At 65.1% G+C, this 19,759-nt stretch carries 12 protein-coding genes; 9 read left to right on the top strand and 3 right to left on the bottom strand.

What is annotated here, in order from left to right; all coding sequences use genetic code 11:
• Positions 1 to 124 precede the first annotated feature (124 nt).
• From llg_RS15565 to llg_RS15585, 5 genes are read left to right on the top strand one after another with little or no spacing between them, the layout of a single operon-like run.
• A complete protein-coding gene (locus llg_RS15565; protein WP_338285608.1) occupies positions 125 to 1,714 on the top strand; it encodes a glycoside hydrolase family 28 protein in 1,590 nt (529 codons plus the stop codon).
• Positions 1,711 to 3,063: a glycoside hydrolase family 28 protein gene (locus llg_RS15570; protein ID WP_338285609.1), complete on the top strand. Its 1,353-nt coding sequence runs from the start codon at positions 1,711 to 1,713 to the stop codon at positions 3,061 to 3,063. Before llg_RS15565 ends, llg_RS15570 begins: the two co-directional genes overlap by 4 nt.
• Positions 3,060 to 4,454 (top strand): MFS transporter, encoded by a 1,395-nt coding sequence (locus tag llg_RS15575; protein WP_338285610.1) that lies wholly within the window; start codon positions 3,060 to 3,062, stop codon positions 4,452 to 4,454. The genes llg_RS15570 and llg_RS15575 overlap by 4 nt, the downstream gene beginning before the upstream one ends.
• Positions 4,455 to 4,467: 13 nt before the next feature.
• Positions 4,468 to 6,114 (top strand): glycoside hydrolase 43 family protein, encoded by a 1,647-nt coding sequence (locus llg_RS15580; RefSeq protein ID WP_338285611.1) that lies wholly within the window; start codon positions 4,468 to 4,470, stop codon positions 6,112 to 6,114.
• A gap of 39 nt (positions 6,115 to 6,153) precedes the next feature.
• Positions 6,154 to 7,005: an alpha/beta hydrolase gene (locus llg_RS15585; RefSeq protein ID WP_338285612.1), complete on the top strand. Its 852-nt coding sequence runs from the start codon at positions 6,154 to 6,156 to the stop codon at positions 7,003 to 7,005.
• 323 nt (positions 7,006 to 7,328) lie between these two features.
• On the opposite strand, the gene llg_RS15590 is transcribed toward llg_RS15585, so the two are convergent.
• Positions 7,329 to 8,015, bottom strand: a complete 687-nt coding sequence (locus tag llg_RS15590) for a hypothetical protein (protein WP_338285613.1) — start codon at positions 8,013 to 8,015, stop codon at positions 7,329 to 7,331.
• A 24-nt stretch (positions 8,016 to 8,039) separates the two neighbouring features.
• A complete protein-coding gene (locus llg_RS15595) occupies positions 8,040 to 11,723 on the bottom strand; it encodes a hypothetical protein (RefSeq protein ID WP_338285614.1) in 3,684 nt (1,227 codons plus the stop codon).
• Positions 11,724 to 12,698: 975 nt separating this feature from the next.
• On the opposite strand from llg_RS15595, the gene eda reads away from it, so the two are divergent.
• The 4 genes from eda to llg_RS15615 all read left to right on the top strand — a co-directional run bounded on the left by eda (position 12,699) and on the right by llg_RS15615 (position 18,312).
• Positions 12,699 to 13,328 (top strand): bifunctional 4-hydroxy-2-oxoglutarate aldolase/2-dehydro-3-deoxy-phosphogluconate aldolase, encoded by a 630-nt coding sequence (eda, locus tag llg_RS15600; protein ID WP_338285615.1) that lies wholly within the window; start codon positions 12,699 to 12,701, stop codon positions 13,326 to 13,328.
• A 178-nt stretch (positions 13,329 to 13,506) separates the two neighbouring features.
• Positions 13,507 to 14,922: a glucuronate isomerase gene (gene uxaC / locus llg_RS15605; protein ID WP_338285616.1), complete on the top strand. Its 1,416-nt coding sequence runs from the start codon at positions 13,507 to 13,509 to the stop codon at positions 14,920 to 14,922.
• A 30-nt stretch (positions 14,923 to 14,952) separates the two neighbouring features.
• Positions 14,953 to 17,916 carry a glycoside hydrolase N-terminal domain-containing protein gene (locus llg_RS15610; protein WP_338285617.1) on the top strand — a complete coding sequence of 988 codons (2,964 nt, stop codon included), beginning with the start codon at positions 14,953 to 14,955 and terminating at the stop codon, positions 17,914 to 17,916.
• A gap of 84 nt (positions 17,917 to 18,000) precedes the next feature.
• Positions 18,001 to 18,312: a Dabb family protein gene (locus tag llg_RS15615; RefSeq protein ID WP_338285618.1), complete on the top strand. Its 312-nt coding sequence runs from the start codon at positions 18,001 to 18,003 to the stop codon at positions 18,310 to 18,312.
• 9 nt (positions 18,313 to 18,321) lie between these two features.
• On the opposite strand, the gene llg_RS15620 is transcribed toward llg_RS15615, so the two are convergent.
• Positions 18,322 to 19,500, bottom strand: coding sequence for a DNA-binding transcriptional regulator (locus llg_RS15620; protein WP_338285619.1), 1,179 nt, complete (start codon positions 19,498 to 19,500; stop codon positions 18,322 to 18,324).
• Between the last annotated feature and the right edge of the window lie 259 nt (positions 19,501 to 19,759).

Here is a 19,759-nt window from a genome sequence, read left to right on the forward strand (position 1 = left end):
CTTCCATCGGTCTCCGGTGGAAGGCGGTGTCTGACCCGGGTTTCGATCCCTTTGAATGATTGCCGTGACCACCGCGTTTTCACCCAACCCAGCCCCAGATCATGCCACCCGGGAGATCTCCCCGGTGGAACCCGGAACATCGAATGCCCGTGGCTGGATCGGCTGGCGGATTTTTTCCAAAGGCCTCCTCGCGCTCGCGGTGGTGGCGGGCAGCGTGACCAGCGGCTTCGCGGACACGGCGCTCTCTTCCGATCCCGAGGCGGCGAAGGCTTGGGCGGAGGTGCCGAAGATCCTGGCGCGGATCGTGCCGCCGGTGTTCCCGAAACGGGACTTTGTCATCACGACCTATGGCGCGGAGGAAGGCGGCAAGGCGGATTGCACCAAGGCCTTCGCGGCCGCGATCGCCGAGTGCCATGGTGCGGGCGGGGGACGGGTGGTGGTGCCGAAGGGACAATTCCTGAGCGGGCCGATCCATCTCCGGAGCAAGGTCGAGCTGCACCTGAGCGAAGGTTCGGAAGTGATCTTCAGCGACCGCTTCGAGGACTACCTGCCGGTGGTGCCGGTGCGCGTGGGCGGCATCGATCTTCTGAACTACTCGCCGCTGGTCTATGCGCGGGATTGCCAGGATGTGGCGGTCACCGGCAAGGGGCGGCTGAATGGCAACGCCGGCAAGTGGTGGGCCTGGAAGGGAAAGGAGGGCTCGGGCCACATCAAGATGTCGGCGGACGGGGTGCCGGTCGAGAAGCGCGTGTTCGGCACGCCCGAGGCCGGGATCCGGCCGAACTTCCTGGTGCTGCTGAATTGCCGGAACGTGTTGCTGGAGGACTTCACCATCGGCAGCGGGCCGAACTGGACGATCCATCCGGTGTATAGCGAGAACATCACCATCCGCCGCGTGACCGTGGACACGGATGGGCCGAACAACGACGGCGTCGATCCTGATTCGTGCCGGGACGTGCTGATCGAGCACTGCGTTTTCGGCACCGGTGACGACTGCGTGGTGCTGAAGTCCGGCTACAACGAGGACGGCTGGCGGGTGGCCAGGCCGACGGAGAACGTGATCATGCGCCATTGCTCCAGCAAGCATGGCCACGGCGGGCTGGTCATCGGCAGCGAGATGTCCGGCGACGTCCGCAATGTGTTCATGCACGATTGCGAGTTCGAGGGCACCGACCGCGCCATCCGCATCAAGTCCCGCTCCGGCCGCGGCGGGGTGGTCGAGAAGATCTACGCCCGCGACATCAAGGTGAAGGATATGAAGGAGGAGTTCATCATCCTCAACATGGACTACTCCGCCGACAAGAACGCGGCGGCGTCCGACAAACTGCCGGTGTTCCGGGACATGTGCTTCGAGCGCATCACCGGCGAGGGCGCTCCCGTCGCCATCCGCTTGAGCGGTGAAGCGGGTTCGCCCCTTCGCAACATCCGCTTCCGGGACCTGCGGTTGTCCGCGACCGAGGGCGTGGTCGGCAAGAACGCCACCGGCCTATTGTTCGAGAACGTCGGAATCACCGCCGCCAAGGGACCGCTTTTCAACCTGACCGACGCCTCCGACATCCACCTGAAGGGCATCGCCACCGAGGGCACGCCCGAGATCTTCCTCGATCTGAAGGGCGCGGGTTCCACGGGGATCCGGATCGAAGCGAGTCCCGCGGCGGTCGGACCGATCAAGCTGGCGGACGAGGTGCAGGGCACTCCGGTCAGCGTCGAATGAAACACCTTTCAATGATGATGCACGCGAATCGCATGAAATGGATGGCCGGCATGGCGGCTGTCGTGGTGCTCGGTGGGACGCCGGGCTTGAGGGCGGAGGGGATCAAGGTCCCGGACGCCGCGGTCATTGGCACGAAGGTGGTGGATGTCACCCGCCATGGGGCGGTGGCGGATGGCCTCACGAACTGCGCGGCCGCGATCCAGAAGGCGATCGACGAGACCGCCGCGGCCGGTGGTGGCCGGGTGGTGGTGCCGAAGGGCCGCTTCCTTTCCGGGCCGCTGGTGTTGAAGAGCGGCATCGAGCTGCATCTCGCGGAAGGCGCGGTGCTGCTGATGGGCAGCGATCCCGCGCTCTTTCCGGTGACGGACAACAACCGCGCGCCGTTCCTCTACGCGGAGAACGGCCATGACATCCGCCTGAGCGGAAAGGGCGTGGTCGATGGCCAGGGTGCGCCGTGGTGGAAGGCCTTCCGGGCGGAAAAGGAAGGCGGCGTGAAGGGCCCGAGGCGGCCGCAGTTGATCGCGATCAAGAACTGCGAGCGGGTGGAGGTGCAGGGCATCACCACGCTCAATCCGCCGAACACCCACTACTCGTTCCGCCAGTGCCGGGAACTTTCGATCCGCGGGATCAAGGCGGTGGCCCCGGATGAATCGCCGAACACCGACGCGCTCAACCTTTCCAGCGTGCGGAACGTCCTCATCGAGGGCAGCGAGATCAGCACCGGCGATGACAACATCGTGCTGCTGTGCGGGGCCGCGCGGCAGAAGGGCGTGCCCGAGGTGGAGAACGTGGCGATCCGCGATTGCAAACTGGGCTGCGGCCACGGCCTGTCCATCGGCAGCTACACCTCCGGCGGCGTCCGCAATGTCACGGTGGAGCGCGTGGCCTTCGAGGGCACCACCTCCGGCATCCGCCTGAAGGCGGACCGCGACCGCGGCGGCGTGGTCGAGGGCATCCGCTACAAGGACATCACGATGACGAAGGTGCGCCATCCGATCTTCATCACCAGCTACTATCCCAAGCCACCGCCCACTCCGGAAACGGCGGCTCCTGCCGGAGCCAAGGGCCTGCTGCCGGTGTGGCGGAACATTTCGCTGGAGAATATCCAGGTCACCGATGCGGCGAACGCGATCACCCTGTGGGGGCTCCCCGAACAGAAGATCGAGAACGTCTCGCTGCGCCACGTGGCGATCTCCGCCAAGGCGGGCGCACTGGTGATCCAGGCGAAGGGCGTGGAGTTCTCCGATGTGAAGATTACTTCACAAGGGCCCCCGCTCCGGACCTTCGACGCGGAGGTCCAGGGGCTTCCCGCGGTTCCGCTCACCTCCGAACCGGTGAAATTCCAATGAGCCGCGACACCACGACCTCCCCGGACCAGGCCAAGCCAGGCAACATGCGCTGGGTCATCTGCGCGCTGTTGTTCTTCTCGGTGGCGGTCAACTACATCGACCGCCTCGTCATCGGCATCCTCAAGAAGCCGTTGAGCGCCGAGCTCGGTTGGAGCGATGCGGACTACGGCCACATCGCCGCGGCGTTCTCCTTCGCCTATGCCTTCGGCTACCTGCTAGGCGGCCGCATGATCGACCGCTTCGGTGTGAAGCGCGGGCTGCCGGTGTTCGTGTTGCTGTGGAGCCTGTCCGCTGGAGCGCACGGCCTGTGCGGGCTGATCGATGTGAAGGAGCAGTTCCGCATGAGCTACCCGTGGTTCTCGGTGACGGAGGGCGGATTCGCGATGGCCACGCTGGTGATCCCGATGACCGCCGCGGGCTTCATGCTCGCCCGCATCGCGCTGGGCCTCACCGAGGGCGGGAACTTTCCCGGCGCGGTCAAGACGGTGGCCGAGTGGTTTCCGGTGAAGGAGCGCGCGCTCGCGACCGGGCTTTTCAACGCGGGCACGAACGTCGGCGCGATCCTGTGCCCGGTGCTGGTGCCGTGGATGTACTCGCACATCGGCTGGGAATCGACCTTCTACGCCACCGGCGGCACCGGCTTCCTCTGGCTGGTCCTGTGGAAATTCTTCTACGACGAGCCGGAGGACCACCGGCGCTTGTCGAAGGCGGAGCTCGCCTACATCCGTGGCGGCCAGCCGGCGGTCACGGCGGCGGCGGCGGCGGTGAAGGTGCCGTGGCTTTCGCTGTGCCGCTACCGCGCGGTGTGGGCCTACGTGCTGGCGAGCATCTTCGCCGGGCCGGCATGGGGTTTCTACCAGTTCTTCCTGCCCGATTTCCTCGACAAGAAGTTCCACCTCAGTCTCCAGGAAACGGGCTGGTGGACCGGGGCCTTCTTCGCGATCGCCGCCGTGGGCGGGGTCGCCGGCGGTTGGCTGGTCGCCCGCTTCCTCGGCCGCGGGTGGTCGCTCAACCGCGCGCGGAAGGTCACCCTGCTGGTGTGCGCGCTGGCGGTGGTGCCGGTCTTCCTCGCGCCCTTCGCGGACAGCACCTGGCTGGCGGTCGTCATCGTCGGCCTGGCGGGGTCCGCGCACCAGGGTTGGTCCGCGAACTTGTTCAGCGTGGTGTCCGACACAATGCCGAAGAGCGCGATCAGCTCGGTCATCGGGCTCGGCGGGTTCCTGGCCTATTTCACCGGCGGTTTCGTCAACGAGTTCACCGGCATCATCATCCAGAAGACCGGCAGCTACCTGTGGGTGTTCGCCTACTTCTCGACGATGTACCTGCTCTCGCTGCTCCTGATCCAATTGCTCGTCCCGAAGATCCCGGACACCGCCTCGCATGGCAGCTAATCGACATTTTCCCATGAACGCACATCGCCACGACTTTCCATGGATTTCCGACCAAGGGGATGGCACCTACCGGAATCCGGTCCTGCACGCGGACTACTCCGATCCGGATGTGATCCGGGTGGGCGAGGACTTCTACCTCACGTCGTCCAGTTTCAACTGTGTGCCGGGGCTGCCGATCCTGCATTCCCGGGACCTGGTGAATTGGACGCTGGTGAACCACGCGCTGCGGGAGCTGCCGCATCCGCGCTACGCCGAGGTGCAGCCCGGGCAGGGCGTGTGGGCGCCCTCGATCCGCCACCACGACGGGCGTTTCTGGATCTTCTTCCCGACTCCCGATGAGGGGATCTACGTCACCACCGCGGTCGACCCGGCGGGCGAATGGAGCAAGCCGCACCTCCTGCTGCGCGGGAAGGGGCTGATCGATCCGTGCCCGCTGTGGGACGATGATGGCAAGGCCTATGTGATCTACGCCTACGCGGGCTCGCGCTCGGGCATCCGCAACAAGCTGCACCTTCGGCCGATGAGTCCCTGTGGAACGAAGATCCTGGGCGAAGGCAAGATCGTCGCGGAAATCCATCCGGGCCTGCCCGCGCTGGAGGGGCCGAAGCTGCACAAGCTCGATGGATGGTACTACATCTCCGCGCCGTCCGGCGGCGTGGCCAGTGGTTGGCAGGTCATCTTCCGGTCGAGGGACATCCAGGGTCCCTACGAGGAGAAGATCGTGCTGAGCCAGCGCGGCAGCGAGGTGAATGGACCGCACCAGGGCGCGCTGGTCGATACGCCGAAGGGCGAGTGGTGGTTCCTGCATTTCCAAGACAAGGGGCTCTATGGCCGCATCGTCCATCTCCAGCCGGTGCGGTGGGTGGATGGTTGGCCGTTGATCGGCGAAGCTCAGGATCGCGACGGGGTCGGCCGTCCCGTGATGCGGCATGCCAAGCCCGACGTCGGCGACGCGGGACTGGTGGCGGTGCCGCAGACGAGCGATGACTTCAAGCGGCGGGCGTTGGGATTGCAATGGCAGTGGCAGGGCAATCCGGAGTCCGACTGGTACTCGCTGGCCGAACGCCCCGATCACCTGACGCTGAAGCCACGCTTCGTGCTGGGGGGTGATTTGCGGTTGGCTCCGAATCTCCTGCTTCAGAAATTCCCGGCGGAGGAGTTCACCGTCGAGACCTGCGTGGATCTCTCTCCGGCCTCGCGTTGCCTGCATGCGGGCCTGCTGGTGGCGGGGGTGGAGTACGCGGCGCTGGATGTGGTGCGCGGCGCGGAGGGCTACGAGGTAAGGCAGATGAATGCCTGTGAGGGCGGGGAGGTGGTCCGGGTGAACGGGCCCACCGTCACCTTGCAGGTGAAGGTTGGCGTGGGTGGCGTTTGCCGTTTCGGCATCGTCCAGGCGGGCGGGGACTTCTATCAGATCGGGCCCGCGTTCCACGCGAAGGCGGGCAAGTGGATCGGCGCGAAGGTGGGGCTCTATTGCATCACCACCGATGTGCTGGATGCATCCGGCTCGGCGGCTTTCCCGTATTTCCGCTTCCTTTCCTCCACCGTGAAGAACGGCCACGAGACTCCGGCGATCCTCGCCACGATGAACGGCAACGGCGCGGGTCGTCCTGCTTCACGCGAGGTCGAAAAATCGAAGCCGGAGTGGATTCCCAGTTGAGACTGACGTGGTTCACCGGGCATGATACGAATGGATTCCGTGATCCGATCCTTGCTGCTCCTCGTCGGTTTCCTGTCGCTGGCCAGTGGCGAGCCCGCGGTTTCCCCGGGTCTCCACGCCGACATCGAGTATCGAAACGTGGACGGTGAGAGCCTGTGCCTCGATGCCTCGGTGCCGCTCGGTGACGGGCCTTTCCCCGCGGCCATCCTGATCCACGGCGGCGGGTGGGGGAGCGGCGACAAGGCGCAGGATTTCGGCGCGCTGGCGAAGCCGCTCAACGAAGCGGGCATCGCCTGGTTCTCGATCAACTATCGCCTCGCGCCGCGGCATCCGTGGCCCGCGGGATTCGAGGACGTGCAGGCCGCCATCCGCTGGGTGAAGGCGAACGCCGCGGCCTACCGGATCGATCCGAGGCGCCTCGCGTTGGTCGGATACTCGGCCGGTGGCCAGCTTGCCACGCTCGCGGCGATCCGGGCGGATGAGTCCCTGCGCGTGCAGGCGGTGGTCGGCCTGGCTCCCGCGGTCGATCTGGTGGCGGATTCCCGGCGACGGGGCGAGGTCAGCGTGGCACTGCGGAATCTGCTTGGGTTGCCTCCGGAGCTGGATGACGCGGCGCTCGCGAAGATCGCGGCGATTTCCCCGGCCGAGGAGGTCAAGGCGGGCATGCCTCCGTTCCTGATCGTCCAGGGCACGGCGGACAAATCCGTGCGCCATGAGGACGCCGTGGCCTTCGTCAAGCGATTGGAGGGCGTGAAGGTGCCGTGTGTCTTCTCGGAGATGAGAGGAGCGCCGCACCGGATCGCGGACTGGGAGAAATTCGCGCCGGATTACCCGGCGACGGTGGCCGGGTGGTTGAAGGCGACCTTGAAGGAAACGCCCGCGGCGAAGTGAGAGGTCGTAGCGCGAAGCTGGGACCCTCTCTACTAGGTTGAATCGACATGCATTTTGCTTTGCATGGAAAGCATCCCGAAGGGGCTCTGGATTTGGAGTGCGGCGAGCCATCGCCGCTTTGGGTGCCGGAGAGAATCGACGGGATTTGCAGCGGAGCGGTGGAAAAGGAGTGCGAACCAGAGGGGGGTGATTCTGGAACGTGGGAGCGGGTTGGCGAATGCAGGTGTTGCCCCCGGCGATATCTCGCCTCCGCTCAAAGCGGCGATGCCTCGCCGCACTCCAAAACAGAGGCACCCGGCCTCCTCTTTGAATGTCGATTCACCCTACCGGTTCACGGTATCGGGGGCCGGTTGCTCGACCTGGTCCTGGTAGGTGCTGATCTTCGGGCGGCCCGAGACCGGATCGACGTAGGCGAAGATCAGGTAGCGGGTGCCCGGCAGGAAACGCAGCGCGCTTTCGTTGGCGGTCCGCCACTTCTCGCCGTTGGCGAACTGGAAGATCACCGGCGACATGTTGAAGTCATCGCGCTCCTTCGGCATCGGGTAACCGCCGGAGGCCGCGGAATGCAGCATCACCTTGTGCTCGCCGATGATGAAACGGATGTCGTTGCCGTAGAAGTTCGCCACGTAGGCACCGCCATCGGGAAAGTTCTTCGGCGAGTCCTCGATGACAAAGATCCGCCACTGCGGCGTATCGGCCTGGCCGGGCATCCGCACGAACACCAGCAGCGCGGACCGGACTCCGGCGGGGATCGCGGCGACGGCCAGCGGCTTGCGGTCGCTGGAAAGGAACGGGATCTTGTCGCCCTTCGCGTAGCAGGTAACCTTCGGGGACAACTGCGTGGTCGGCAGCGGACAGGTGATGTCCGCGCCATTGTCCGCGACGGTGAGGGCGGAGGTGGTGCTTTCGTTCGTCCCGAAGCCGAGGAAGCGGCACTCCACGGTGCGCGCCTCCTGGGAGAAGCCGGCGGAATGGAGGGCGAACAGGACGAGTGGCAGTACGAAGCGCATGGGTTCGAGGGGATGGGTTGAGGATCAGATTTCCGACGCGATCAGCCAGCGGAACGACACCATCGCGAAGGCGCGGCCGAAGGTCTTGTTGACCGGCGATTTCAAGGAGGCGGGCACCGTGTCGGCACGGTCGGTGGGATCGAGGTAATCGGGAACGCGCTGGACCACGGTCTCGCACACGGCGGTGGCGGTGGTCTTGCCCGTGGCATCGCGGGCCTCGCCGTAGCCGCGGATCGTGAAGGTGTCCGAGCGCGGCGTGGCCGCGTTGCCGAGGACATTCAGGACGTCCGCCTGGCTGAGATAACCGGGAGCCCCCTGGTAGCTGCTGCCCGCTCCGGCCGGTGGGTTCGCGTATTTGTAACCCGCCAGCTTGGTCTCGGCGATGTCGTAGCCCGCGCTCGAGGTCGTTGCCAGCGCGTCGTTGATCTTGGTGTTGTCGATCGCCTGCTGGAGCGCGCCGCGCTGGGCCGTTTCATTGGCCCCGAGGCGGCGGTTCACGAACTCCGCCATCGACAGGAACGGGCCGCGGGCGCGCACCTGTTTCACGATCTCGCGGGCCAGCGCGTCGAGCTGGGCATCGCTGTATTCGCGGGCACCGAGCCAGTAGGACTCCATTGGATCGCCGCCGTCTTCCTCGGACAAGGAAGCGGGAAGTCGGAAGCGGCTGATGCGGGACTGGCCCTTCGCGGAATCGACCGGCGGCAATGAGGTGAGCGCGGAGGTCTTCGCGGTCTTGTTGAGGCTGTTGTAGAGCGCCTTGCCATCGTGGATCGAACCGAGCATCGCCTTCCACGCGGTCACGGAGGTGGAGTTGATGTTGAAGGGACCGTTGATCACCTGCCAGCCGGCGATTTTCGCGTAGGCATCGGCGAGCTGGGCGTCCTTGGTGAACTCGGTCCGTGGGCGGCCGTCCGGCGCGCGCAGTTCCAGGCGCGGGTCGGACAGCGGCTTGCCGTTCGCGAATTGTTCGGCGAGGCGCGGCGCGGCGGTGTTGCTGCCGTAGGGACCGGTCTGATCGGCGAGGCCGGAGAAGTAGAAGTGATCGTAGAGCGCGAGGTTGAGCAGGAACGAATGGTCGAGGCGGTCGCCGTTGCCGTCCTTGGTGACGATGCGGGAGGGATCGAGCATCGGGTGCGCCCACGAGTTGCCGATCGGCTGGGCGAAGCGCGGCAGGTAGCCGGAGGAGCCGCCGGGGTTCGCGGCGTTCAGTTGGGCGAGGTTCTGCAGCGGCGCGACGGGAATGTCATAGAGCGCGCCGAACTTGATGCCGGTGTTGCCGGTTTGGCCGGTGATGGCGTTGCCGCGCCCGGTGGCGGGATCGAACTGCAGGAGGTTGTTGGTGCCGGCGTCCAGGCGCTGAAGGCTGATCTCGTGGGACAGGTTCGCGGGATGCTCGCTGACGACCTTGCCGGACGACGCGGCGACGACCTCGTGGCCGAAGGCCCAGGGCTTCGCGGCGAGCTTGCCGTCCTCGCCATCCGGGTTGAAACCGCCCATGGTGGTCTTGGCCTGGGCGCTGATGATCGCGAACGGCTTGGCGTTGCTGATGTCCTTGATCGGAGTCACGGAGTGCGAGTGCATCGCCATCGTGTTGATGGTGCCCTGCTTCGGATAGGTGATGGTGCCGCCCGCGCCGAGGAGGTAGTCCTGCAGGCCGGTGGGCTTCTCGTAGTCCATCTCGATCACGCTGGCGGCCACCTGGCTGGAGGCACCGACCGGCTTGGCGAAAAGGGTGATCGTGAATTTGTTCTGGCTGAGGGTATCCACGCTCAACGGAGCGAACTTCAGCGAGAACTCGTCGGTGGACTTCGCCGCGATGCAGCCACCGCGGTCCATGTTGGTCCCGTTCTCGGTTTCATTGGAGGTGATCCGGTAACTCTTGTAGCTGGGGCAGAACCAATCGAGGTCGAAGCCGATGCCGTCGCCGCGCCAGCCGGGAAGTCCGTCGATGGTCAGCGTGCGGTTGGAACCGCTGCCGCTGTCCCAGTCGGAGAAGGTCCGGCTGGTGTACTCGTCCTTCCAGGTGCGGTTGGGATCGATGTAGGGGGAGAACATCATGACCTCACCCGGCAGGAGGCGGAACGTCGAGGAGCCGGCCGAAGGCGAGGTGGAGGAACCGCCATTGGTCTTCAGGGTCATGCCGAAGCGCTTCGGACGGCTGCCGGTTTCCCCGGCGCTGTAGTACATCGTGTCGAGCGGGGCCGGAGCGGTGGTCTGGGCGACGCCGTTCCGGAACACCTGGAGGGCGAAGGGGACGTTGCCGAACATCACCTTCAACTCGCTGAACTCGAGCGCGACGTTGTAGGGGTTATGAAGCGTCACGACGGGCGTGTAGAGCAGGTGTAGCAGGTAGTCGTAGGAGGAGCCCGCCAGGTTTTTGCCCCAAGGGCCATGAAGCTGTGCGGCGGTTTCCTCATCCTTGGTGCCGGGCTGCTTCGGACGGGTGTCGCTGATCTTCGGGTAATTGTAGATGTCGCGGGTGAGCAGGCTGAAGACGACCTGGACCTTGGCGATCGAGGGCATGAGCACCAGGCCCGCGGGCGCGGCGCGCTGGGTGGTGCCGACATCGCCGGTGGCGGGATCCGAACCGGTCGACGCCAGCCAGCCCTGCGGGGTGGAGGCCTTCACCAGCGGAACGCCACCGGAATCGGAAAAGCGGCTGCTGTCCTTGTAGAGTCCGGCGAGCTGCTGGAGCGATTCCCAGCGCGGATCGGACACGGCGGTGAGGCCCAGACGGGAGGCATACACGCCCTTGCCGGCATAGTTGGCGGGAAGGGTGGTGGCATTGGCCAGCAGGTTGAAGTCTTCCTTGAGACCACCCGCCGCGGTGTCCGTGAACATGCCGACCGACTGCGTGGTGATGTCGTGGGCGAGCGGCTTCAGGGCTGCCCCGGCGCCTTTCGAAACGGTGTCGGCGGCGTAGCCGAAGTTCGACCGCGTGATGCCCTTTTCCATCGTGGCGAACTGGCTGGTGCCGTATTGGAAATTCGAGCGGTCGATGGCGCTCATGGCGCTGATGGAGGCCGTGTTCGGGCGGACTCCCGATCCCAGTTGGGCGATCTGGCTCCCCTTGGCGGTGGCGTTGTCGACGTAGGGGGTGTTGACGCGGGCTTTCACGCCCTCGTCCATCACGGCCCAGGCGAAGGCCCCGTGTTGGGAAGTCACCTCGACCTTGGTGGCGGTGACCAGATCGCGCGGATCGGCGTTCTGGCCGAGCGTGCCCTTGCCCCAGAGGGTTGCCGGGGTTTGGGGCGCGGCGCTGGCGAAGGCCACTTGGTTCTGGGCGATACCGTCGGCGCTCGAAGTGAGCCAGCCGAGGAATTTCTTGTCCCGTTCGTTACGGTCGTATTCGGCGGGAGCAGGCGGCTGGGCGGCCTTGATCTCCCAGGATTTCCAAACGCCGGTGAGCCGGGGATTGGAAATTTTCTCGTCGAGGATGTCGGCGCGCGCGGTGACGCGCTGGTCGGGCCCGGCATTTTTCTGAAGCTCACCCAGGGCGAGTATCAGCGCCATCCGAGCATTGGAGCGTGCGATCGCGGCGGCGGTCCCGCGCTCGGAGGCACGCAGCGTGATGCTGGACATGGACAGCAGGCCGAGCGCGAGGGTGGCCAGCAACACCATGATCGACAAGACCACGACGAGGGCGAATCCTCGTTGCGGATGACGCCGCATGGCGCGTGCCGTGAGACTGGAAAATGGGGCTTTCATGGGAGTGGTGAGTGTTCAATCCGGCGGCCAGCGGATGGGTTTTGGCTGCAATGCCGTTTGTAACTCTAAGGACCATACATTGTGATCGTGGCTCGGGAATTGCGTGATTCTGCAATTCGAATTGAAACGCGTGATTCGCATGAAACGGGATCATGGAGGATGCCACAGGCCGCCCCGGTGCTTCCAGCGCAAACCATTTGGATCTGCGTGGATTGCGGGGCACGGGGCTGCAGCCGGGGTGGATGCGTGGAGAGCCCGCTCCTATGAATGGGATTGGGCTGTTAGGCTGAATCGACATTCAAAGAGGAGGCCGGGTGCCTCTGATTTGGAGTGCGGCGAGGCATCCTGCCCTTTACCCACATCGACGATGCGGAACGTAGCCGCGCTCGGGAGAGCGTGGGCAGGGAGGATTCACCCGCCTCGTTGCACCCGCCGCGCTTCTCAAGGCTCCTTCCTCTGAGCCCGGCAGGGCGACGCTCTGCTAGCCGGGGTGCGCAAGCCCCCGGGGAATCGGCCGCGAAGCATGTCCAAGTCCCGCTAGGGACGACGCTGCCTGCGCTCTTTCAGCGGATCCACCATTCAGATCTTACTGGATGATTCGGCGCTCTTTGAACATCGGGCGCGGGATTCCATCTGGAGGGTCATTCGGCCTGCGTTGCGTCGCCCCTTGCCGGGGCTTGGAACTCCACCACCGCCCGTCACCGGTGGCTTGCGCCACCGGCTAGCAGAGCGTCGCCCTGCCGGGCTTGGAAAATAGGCGTCGATCGGGTGAGAACTGGACCTGCGAGGGAGATCGTGAACCCTCCCCACCCACGCTCTCCCGAGCGCGGCTACGATTCTACGATTCGGAGCCCCCGCCGCGGCGGAGGATTTTCAATCCGGAATGCAAATTCCGATCGTATCCAAGGTGCGGGCCTTGGCCTACACGTGGAAGCTTGCGGGGTGAGGAAACCCGCTTCTCTTTTTCCAACCACCATGATCGACCGCATTCTCGCCAAGCGCATCGTCCCCGTCATCGTGCTCGATGACGCCGCCTCCGCCGAACCACTCGCCGAAGCCCTGCTCGCGGGCGGGCTGGACATCATGGAGATCACGTTCCGCACCGCCGCCGCGGAGGAAAGCATCCGCCGCATCGCGAACCGTTTCCCGGAAATCCTGGTGGGCGCGGGCACGCTGCTCGATGCCGACCAGGTGAAGCGAGCGAAGGACGCGGGCGCCCAGTTCGGTCTCGCGCCGGGCCTCAACCCGAAAACCATCGAGGTGGCCCGCGAAGTGGGGCTCCCGTTTTCGCCGGGCGTGATGACGCCGAGCGACGTCGAGCGCGCGCTTTCCGAAGGCTGCAAGCTTCTCAAATTTTTCCCCGCGGAAACGGCGGGTGGGGTGCCGATGTTGAAAGCCTTGGCCGGTCCGTATGGCCACACCGGCGTGAAGTTCATTCCCACCGGCGGAATCACCTCCGCCAATCTCGCAAGTTACCTGAAGGTGCCGGTGGTGGCCGCGATCGGTGGTTCGTGGTTCGTCGACAAAGCCTTGGTGGCTGCCGGAAACTGGAGCGAGATCACCCGGCTCACCCGGGAGGCGCTTGCCGCCGCGCAGGACGCCTGAGCGAAATCCTTGTCGATGGTGTAGTCGATGAGGCGAAGAACAGCCGCTGTCGTTTTACGGCAGCGGCTGTTTATACGGTCGGCTTGTGCCGGTTTTGGGATAGCGAATGCAGAAAGTGGCATTGAGGGCTGAATCGCGGGTCGGCACGGTGGAGGGAACGCCTGATTCCGCCGCCACCATGTCGAGCCGCCCATTCATCCACGAAGACTTTCTCCTCAACACCGCGGCCGCACGCCGCCTCTACCACGGGTTCGCGAAACCGGAGCCGATCCTGGACTACCATTGCCATCTCTCGCCGAAGGACATCGCGGAGAACCGGCAGTTCAAGAACCTGTTCGAGATCTGGTTGGAAGGGGACCACTACAAGTGGCGGGCGATGCGTTCCAACGGGGTCTCCGAACGTTTCTGCACCGGGGATGCGACGCCGCGGGAAAAGTTCAAGGCCTGGGCCTCCACGGTGCCGCACACGGTGCGGAATCCGCTCTACCACTGGACCCATCTCGAGCTCTCGCGCTACTTAGGCATCACCGAGCTGCTCGATGAGACCACCGCGGACCGCATCTGGGATCAGGCGAATGAGCGGCTCGCTTCGCCGGAATTCTCGACCCAGGGCATCCTGAAGCAATTCCGCGTGACCACGCTCTGCACCACCGATGATCCGGCGGATGACCTGGCGCACCATGAGGCGATCGCGGCGGGTGGATCGGACACACGGGTGTTGCCGACCTTCCGGCCGGATGCCGCGCTGGCAGTGAACCGAGCGGGGCTTTTCAAGGCGTGGATCGGCCGTCTGGAGGAGGCCAGCGGGCTTGCAATCGAGTCGCTGGCGGGACTGCAGGAAGCCCTGCGGAAACGTGGTGAATTTTTCCACGAGCGGGGTTGCCGCCTTTCCGACCATGGGCTGGAGCGCTGTTACGCGGACGCGTGCAGCGAGTCCGAGGTCGAAGCGATCTTCCGCGCGGCTTTGTCCGGGAAGGACGCGTCGCCGGAGGAGCATGCCAAGTATGCCTCGCATGTGATGGCGTTCCTCGGCCGCCTGTATGCGGAGAAGGGCTGGACGATGCAGCTCCACCTCGGCGCGCTGCGGAACAACAACACGCGCCTGATGCGCCAGCTCGGACCGGACACCGGCTTCGACTCCATCGGCGACTTTCCCCAGACCCGGGCGCTGGCCGCTTTCCTCGACCGTCTCGATTCCGAAAACGCGCTGCCGAAGACGATCCTCTACAACCTCAATCCGGCGGACAACTACGCCTTCGCCACGATGCTGGGGAACTTCCAGGACGGCAGCATCGCGGGAAAACTCCAGCTCGGCAGCGGCTGGTGGTTCCTGGACCAGAAGGAGGCGATGGAGTGGCAGTTCAACGCGCTGTCCAACCTCGGGTTGCTGTCGCGGTTCGTGGGCATGGTGACGGATTCGCGTTCGTTCATGAGCTATCCCCGCCACGAGTATTTCCGCCGCACGCTGTGCAACCTGATCGGCCGTGAGGTGGAAAGCGGCGAGGTGCCCGACGACGACGCGCTGCTCGGTCCGCTGGTCCGCAACATCTGCCACGAGAACGCGCGGACGTATTTCGGCTTCGCGGGGAAGTGACCTTGGATTTGGATACCTGACAAAACCCCGATGATCGACATCTGCCGCGCATCCCTTCTGACGCTGGCGCTGCTGGCTTTCCAGCCTTGCCTTTCCCAGACAGCGTCTTCCGGGCATTTCGATGGAACCACGCCGGGCTTCGAAACCCGCACCGGTCCGCTCTTCATCTCCCGGGCCTGCACGGTCGACGTGCGGTTGAAACCCGCCATCGATTGTCCGGAGGGCTCCGTGATCCTCGACGCGACCGGCCCGGGCAGCCAATTGGGCATTCAGCTCCGGATCGGCAAGGGGGGCGTCCTTGAGTTCATCACCACGGCCCCTGACGTGGTGGCCAGCCCCCAAGCCCTTTCCACCGACCGCAGTTCCCATGTGACGGCGGTCTTCGATGCCTCGACCAAAACCGCCGACCTTTACCTCGATGGAGCCAAGGTGGCCGCGATCACCGCTCCGGCCCGGGACCGCTGGATGAATCCAGCCGAGGGTCTCCCGGTTAAAATCGGGACGGATGTCCGTGATGCGCACCCCTTCCACGGCGACATCGAATCGCTGGCCATGTACCGCCGGGCCCTCACTCCGGATGAGGTCGCCGGTCTGCAGGCGAGCAATCAGAGGGCGGGTGGGCTCTCCGGCGAGTGGTCGTTCTCGAAGGTGGAGGGGCGCACCATCCAGCCGACGGCGGGCAATGTCCCGCTGATCGCGTCCATCAAGATCGCCGGAAGCGCCAAAGGCCCGGAGACTCCGCTCCACCTGTGGTACCGGCAGCCGGCCCGTGAGTGGGTGGAGGCCCTGCCCTTTGGCAACGGACGCCTGGGAGGCATGTACTTCGGTGGAGTCGAGCGCGACCGCATCCAGCTCAACGAGGACACCATCTGGTCAGGAGGCCCCTACGATCCGGCCAATCCCAAAGCCCCCGATGCCATCCGCAAGTCGCGGGAGCTGATCTTCGCCGGCAAGCGGGCAGAGGCCGAGGCGCTCCTTGCCGGGAACGCGCTCGGTGTGCCGCCCCGCATGGTGCAATACCAAACGCTGGGCAGCGTGGTTCTGGACTTTGGCACCCGGAGTTCGGAGCCCGTCACGGAATACCGCCGCTCGCTGGATCTCGACACCGCGGTGGCGACGACCACCTTCAAGCGGGGCGGCGTGACCTACACCCGCGAGGTCTTCTCCAGTGCCCCGGACCAGGTCGTGGCGATCCGCCTCAGCGCGGACAAGCCAGGTGCGCTGGACTTCCGGGCATCGTGGGAAACTCCTTTCACGGACGCGACCTCCTCGTTCGAAAACGGTGTCCTCACGCTCAGCGGAAAAGGCAGCGACGAGGCCGACACGCCGGGCGCGATCCGATTCAAGGGCATGCTCAAGGCCAAGACGGACGGTGGTCAGGTGACCGCGGAAGGCAACGCGATCCACGTTTCCCAATCGGACTCTGTCACGCTGGTCGCCAGTTGCGGCACGAACTTCGTCAACTACCAGAACCTCGGGGCCGATCCCGCCGCCCGCGCGATCAAGGATCTCACCGAGGCGTCCGGCAAATCCTACCAGGATCTCCGGGATCGCCATGTGAAGGAGCACCAATCGTGGTTCCGCAGGGTGTCCCTCGATCTCCCCCGGACCCCCGACTCCGATCTCCCCACGGACGAGCGGATCGCGAGGTTCACCGGAGGAAATGATCCGGCGTTGCCCGCGCTCCATTTCCAATACGGCCGCTATCTCCTGATCGCCTGCTCCCGTCCCGGCAGCCAGCCCGCCAACCTGCAGGGCATGTGGAACGATGCCCGCAGCGCGGCGTGGGGCGGCAAGTACACCATCAACATCAACACCGAGATGAACTACTGGCCGGCCGAAACCGCCAACCTCTCGGAATGCGCCCAGCCGCTGTTCGACCTCGTCCGCGACATCTCCCGGACCGGCAGCCGCACCGCCAAGGTGATGTACGGTGCGCGGGGCTGGGTCTGCCATCACAACACCGACCTCTGGCGTGCGACGGCTCCGGTCGATTCCGCCGGTACCGGCATGTGGCCCACGGGGGGCGCATGGCTCACCACCCATCTCTGGGAGCATTACCTTTTCACCGGTGACAGGAAGTTTCTTGAGGAGGTTTACCCCATCTTGAAAGGCTCGGCCGAGTTCTTCCTCGACACCCTGGTCCCGGAACCCACGCACGGATGGCTGGTCACCTGTCCATCCCACTCCCCCGAGCACGAGGGAAGCGTGGCGGGCCCGACCATGGATCTCGGGATCGTCCGCGATGTCTTCAACCAAGTCTCCAAGGCATCCGAAATCCTGGGCAGGGACGAGGCTTTCCGAAGCCAGGTCATGGCGGCCAGTGGAAAACTGGCCCCGTTCCAGATCGGCAGGTTTGGACAACTCCAGGAATGGCTCGAGGACCGGGACCGGGAGAAGGATTTCCACCGCCATGCCTCCCACCTCTATCCGCTGTTTCCCAGCGCTCTCATCACGCCCGAGGACCCGGAACTTTTCGCCGCCGCCATCAAATCGCTCGAAGGCCGCGGCATGCAGACCACGGGCTGGGGAATGGCTTGGAAGGTCAACTTGTGGGCCCGCGCGTTGAATGGCGACAACGCCCACCAGCTTCTCGTGCTTCTCCTCACGCCGCCCAAGGGGGGATCGCAGGGCGGGGGAGCCTATCCGAACCTGTTCGATGCCCATCCGCCGTTCCAGATCGATGGCAACTTCGGGGCGACCTCCGGCATCGCCGAGATGCTGCTCCAGTCCCACCGCGGTTCCATCGATCTTCTTCCCGCCCTGCCCAAGGCTTGGCCCGATGGCAGGGTCAGCGGCCTCCGCGCCCGCGGTGGCTTCGAGATTGATGAGGTCTGGAAGAACGGAGCGCTGGTGTCCGCCACCATCCACTCCATTTCCGGAGCCGCGGCCAAGATTCGCTATCGCGACCGGATCATCGAACCGAAGCTCGCGAAGGGAGCCTCGATCACCCTGACGCCCGCCTCCTGGCAAGGCCAAGGCACCTCGAAGTAAGAACGCGGGATACTGGCGGGTGCGCGCAAGATCGCCTGGCTTTCTTCCGTTTCACTGCGACTCCCACCCACCACCCGCCACCGCATGTTCATCCACAGCGCCATTTTCTGGCTCCGCAAGGACCTCACTCCCTCCGAGATTGCCACGTTCGACGAGGAGATCCGACGCCTTGCCAGCCTTCCTTATCTGGAACGGGGCCATGTGGGAACCCCGGCGGCCACCGAGGTGCGCGCCGTCACCGATCATTCCTTCAGCTACGCGACCTCGCTGCATTTCAAATCCCTCGAGGATCACGATTTCTATCAGAAGGAATGTCCGGATCACGCCCGCTTCGTGGCCACCTGCCGGACATTCTGGGAGCGCGTCGTCATTTACGATCTCGCTCCTTTGGCGTGAGAAGATCGTTCACCGGCCGCGCCGGGCGAGCTTCCGGTATTCCGCGGGGGTGGTGCCGGCGGCCTGGCGGAAGGCGATGAAGAAACTGTTCACGCTGGGGTAGCCGCTGCCGGCGGCGACGGATTCCACTTTCTGGTCGGTTTCACAAAGCAGCCGCTTCGCGTTCTCGATGCGGGTCGAGCGCAGGTGTTCGCCGGGCGTCATGCCGAGGTGGTCGACGAAGGCCTGGTGTAGCCCGCGGCGTGACATGCCCGAGTGCCGCGCCACCTGGTCGATGTCGATGGAGTCGTGGAACTGTCCGGCGATGAAACGCAGGGCCTTGGCCAGGCCTTCGTGGCTCACGGCGGTGATGTCCGTGCTCTGCCGGGAGATGATCCGGGAGGGGGCCACTCTCACCGGGGCGGCGGGCAGTGCTCCGCCACGCATCAGGCGGTCCAGCCAGGCCGAGCCTTGGTAGCCCAGTTCCTCGAAGTTCGGTTCGACGGAGGTGATCGGGCGCTGGGTGGACTGGGGGAGGAGCAGATCGTCCTCGATGCCGATCAGGGCCACATCCCGGGGGATCTGGATCTCGGCGTGCTCGCAGACCTCCAGTACCTCGACCGCGAGGGTGCCATTGGCGGTGAACACGGCCAGCGGCTTCTCCGCCTTGCGGAGCTGGGTGGTGAGCCACGCCCGGCGGCTGCTCCATTCGCCGCGGCCCTGGCGGTAGTGCTTGTGGCGGTGCCACTTCAGCCATTCGCAGCCGTAGCCCTCGGCGGCGAGCGCCTTCACGAAACCGGTGCCGCGTTCCTCGAACGTCCAGTTGTCCGAGTCGCTGTAGAACATGAAATTCCGGAAGCCGCGGCGAAGGAAATGTTCGGCGGCCATGGTGGCACAGGCGAGGTGGTCCTGGGCCACGTGGGCGAAGGGGAGATTGGCGCGGCGGAGGCTGAAATCGACGGTGGGCTTCTTCAGGGACCGCACGAACTCGCAGAGTTCGTCGCTGCCGGCCAGCCAGGCCAGGACGCCATCGCCTTCCCAGCCCCAGGGAATGGTCAGCTCCTTGGTGATGCTCGCGGCGGAGATGTGCCAGTTGTGCTCGGTGGCGTAGGAGGCGATGCCGTTGAGCAGCCGGTGATCGTGCCAGCCCAGGGCAAGGAGCACGTTCTTCTGTTTCGGCTTCCCGTGGTCCGACGCTTTTCCTCGCATGGTCTGGTTTTTCTAGAGGAATCGGGAATGCCTGTAAATGCAGGATTCGGAATGTCGTATTGGGTTTTATGCAAGGATGCGCCGGGTGACGATGCCACCCGGCGCTGTGCATTGGTACCCGGTGAAAGGGGAGGGTGACAGGAAGACGGCCAGACGGGTTATCCGTCCGGCCGTGCAATCGCATCGTACCCTACAAAAGGGATGGCCCCCGCAGGCGCCAGGTTGAATCGGCATTCAATTTGCTTTGGCTGGAAAGCAT

Origin of the sequence: Luteolibacter sp. LG18, from assembly GCF_036322585.1 — a bacterium.
In the GTDB taxonomy this organism is placed as follows: domain Bacteria; phylum Verrucomicrobiota; class Verrucomicrobiia; order Verrucomicrobiales; family Akkermansiaceae; genus Luteolibacter.

Coding starts and splice junctions, on each gene's coding strand:
- llg_RS15570 (WP_338285609.1), top strand. CDS start 1,711: ATGAAACACCTTTCAATGATGATGCACGCGAATCGCATGAAATGGATG.
- llg_RS15575 (WP_338285610.1), top strand. CDS start 3,060: ATGAGCCGCGACACCACGACCTCCCCGGACCAGGCCAAGCCAGGCAAC.
- llg_RS15580 (WP_338285611.1), top strand. CDS start 4,468: ATGAACGCACATCGCCACGACTTTCCATGGATTTCCGACCAAGGGGAT.
- llg_RS15590 (WP_338285613.1), bottom strand. CDS start 8,015: ATGCGCTTCGTACTGCCACTCGTCCTGTTCGCCCTCCATTCCGCCGGC.
- llg_RS15595 (WP_338285614.1), bottom strand. CDS start 11,723: ATGAAAGCCCCATTTTCCAGTCTCACGGCACGCGCCATGCGGCGTCAT.
- eda (WP_338285615.1), top strand. CDS start 12,699: ATGATCGACCGCATTCTCGCCAAGCGCATCGTCCCCGTCATCGTGCTC.
- uxaC (WP_338285616.1), top strand. CDS start 13,507: ATGTCGAGCCGCCCATTCATCCACGAAGACTTTCTCCTCAACACCGCG.
- llg_RS15610 (WP_338285617.1), top strand. CDS start 14,953: ATGATCGACATCTGCCGCGCATCCCTTCTGACGCTGGCGCTGCTGGCT.
- llg_RS15615 (WP_338285618.1), top strand. CDS start 18,001: ATGTTCATCCACAGCGCCATTTTCTGGCTCCGCAAGGACCTCACTCCC.
- llg_RS15620 (WP_338285619.1), bottom strand. CDS start 19,500: ATGCGAGGAAAAGCGTCGGACCACGGGAAGCCGAAACAGAAGAACGTG.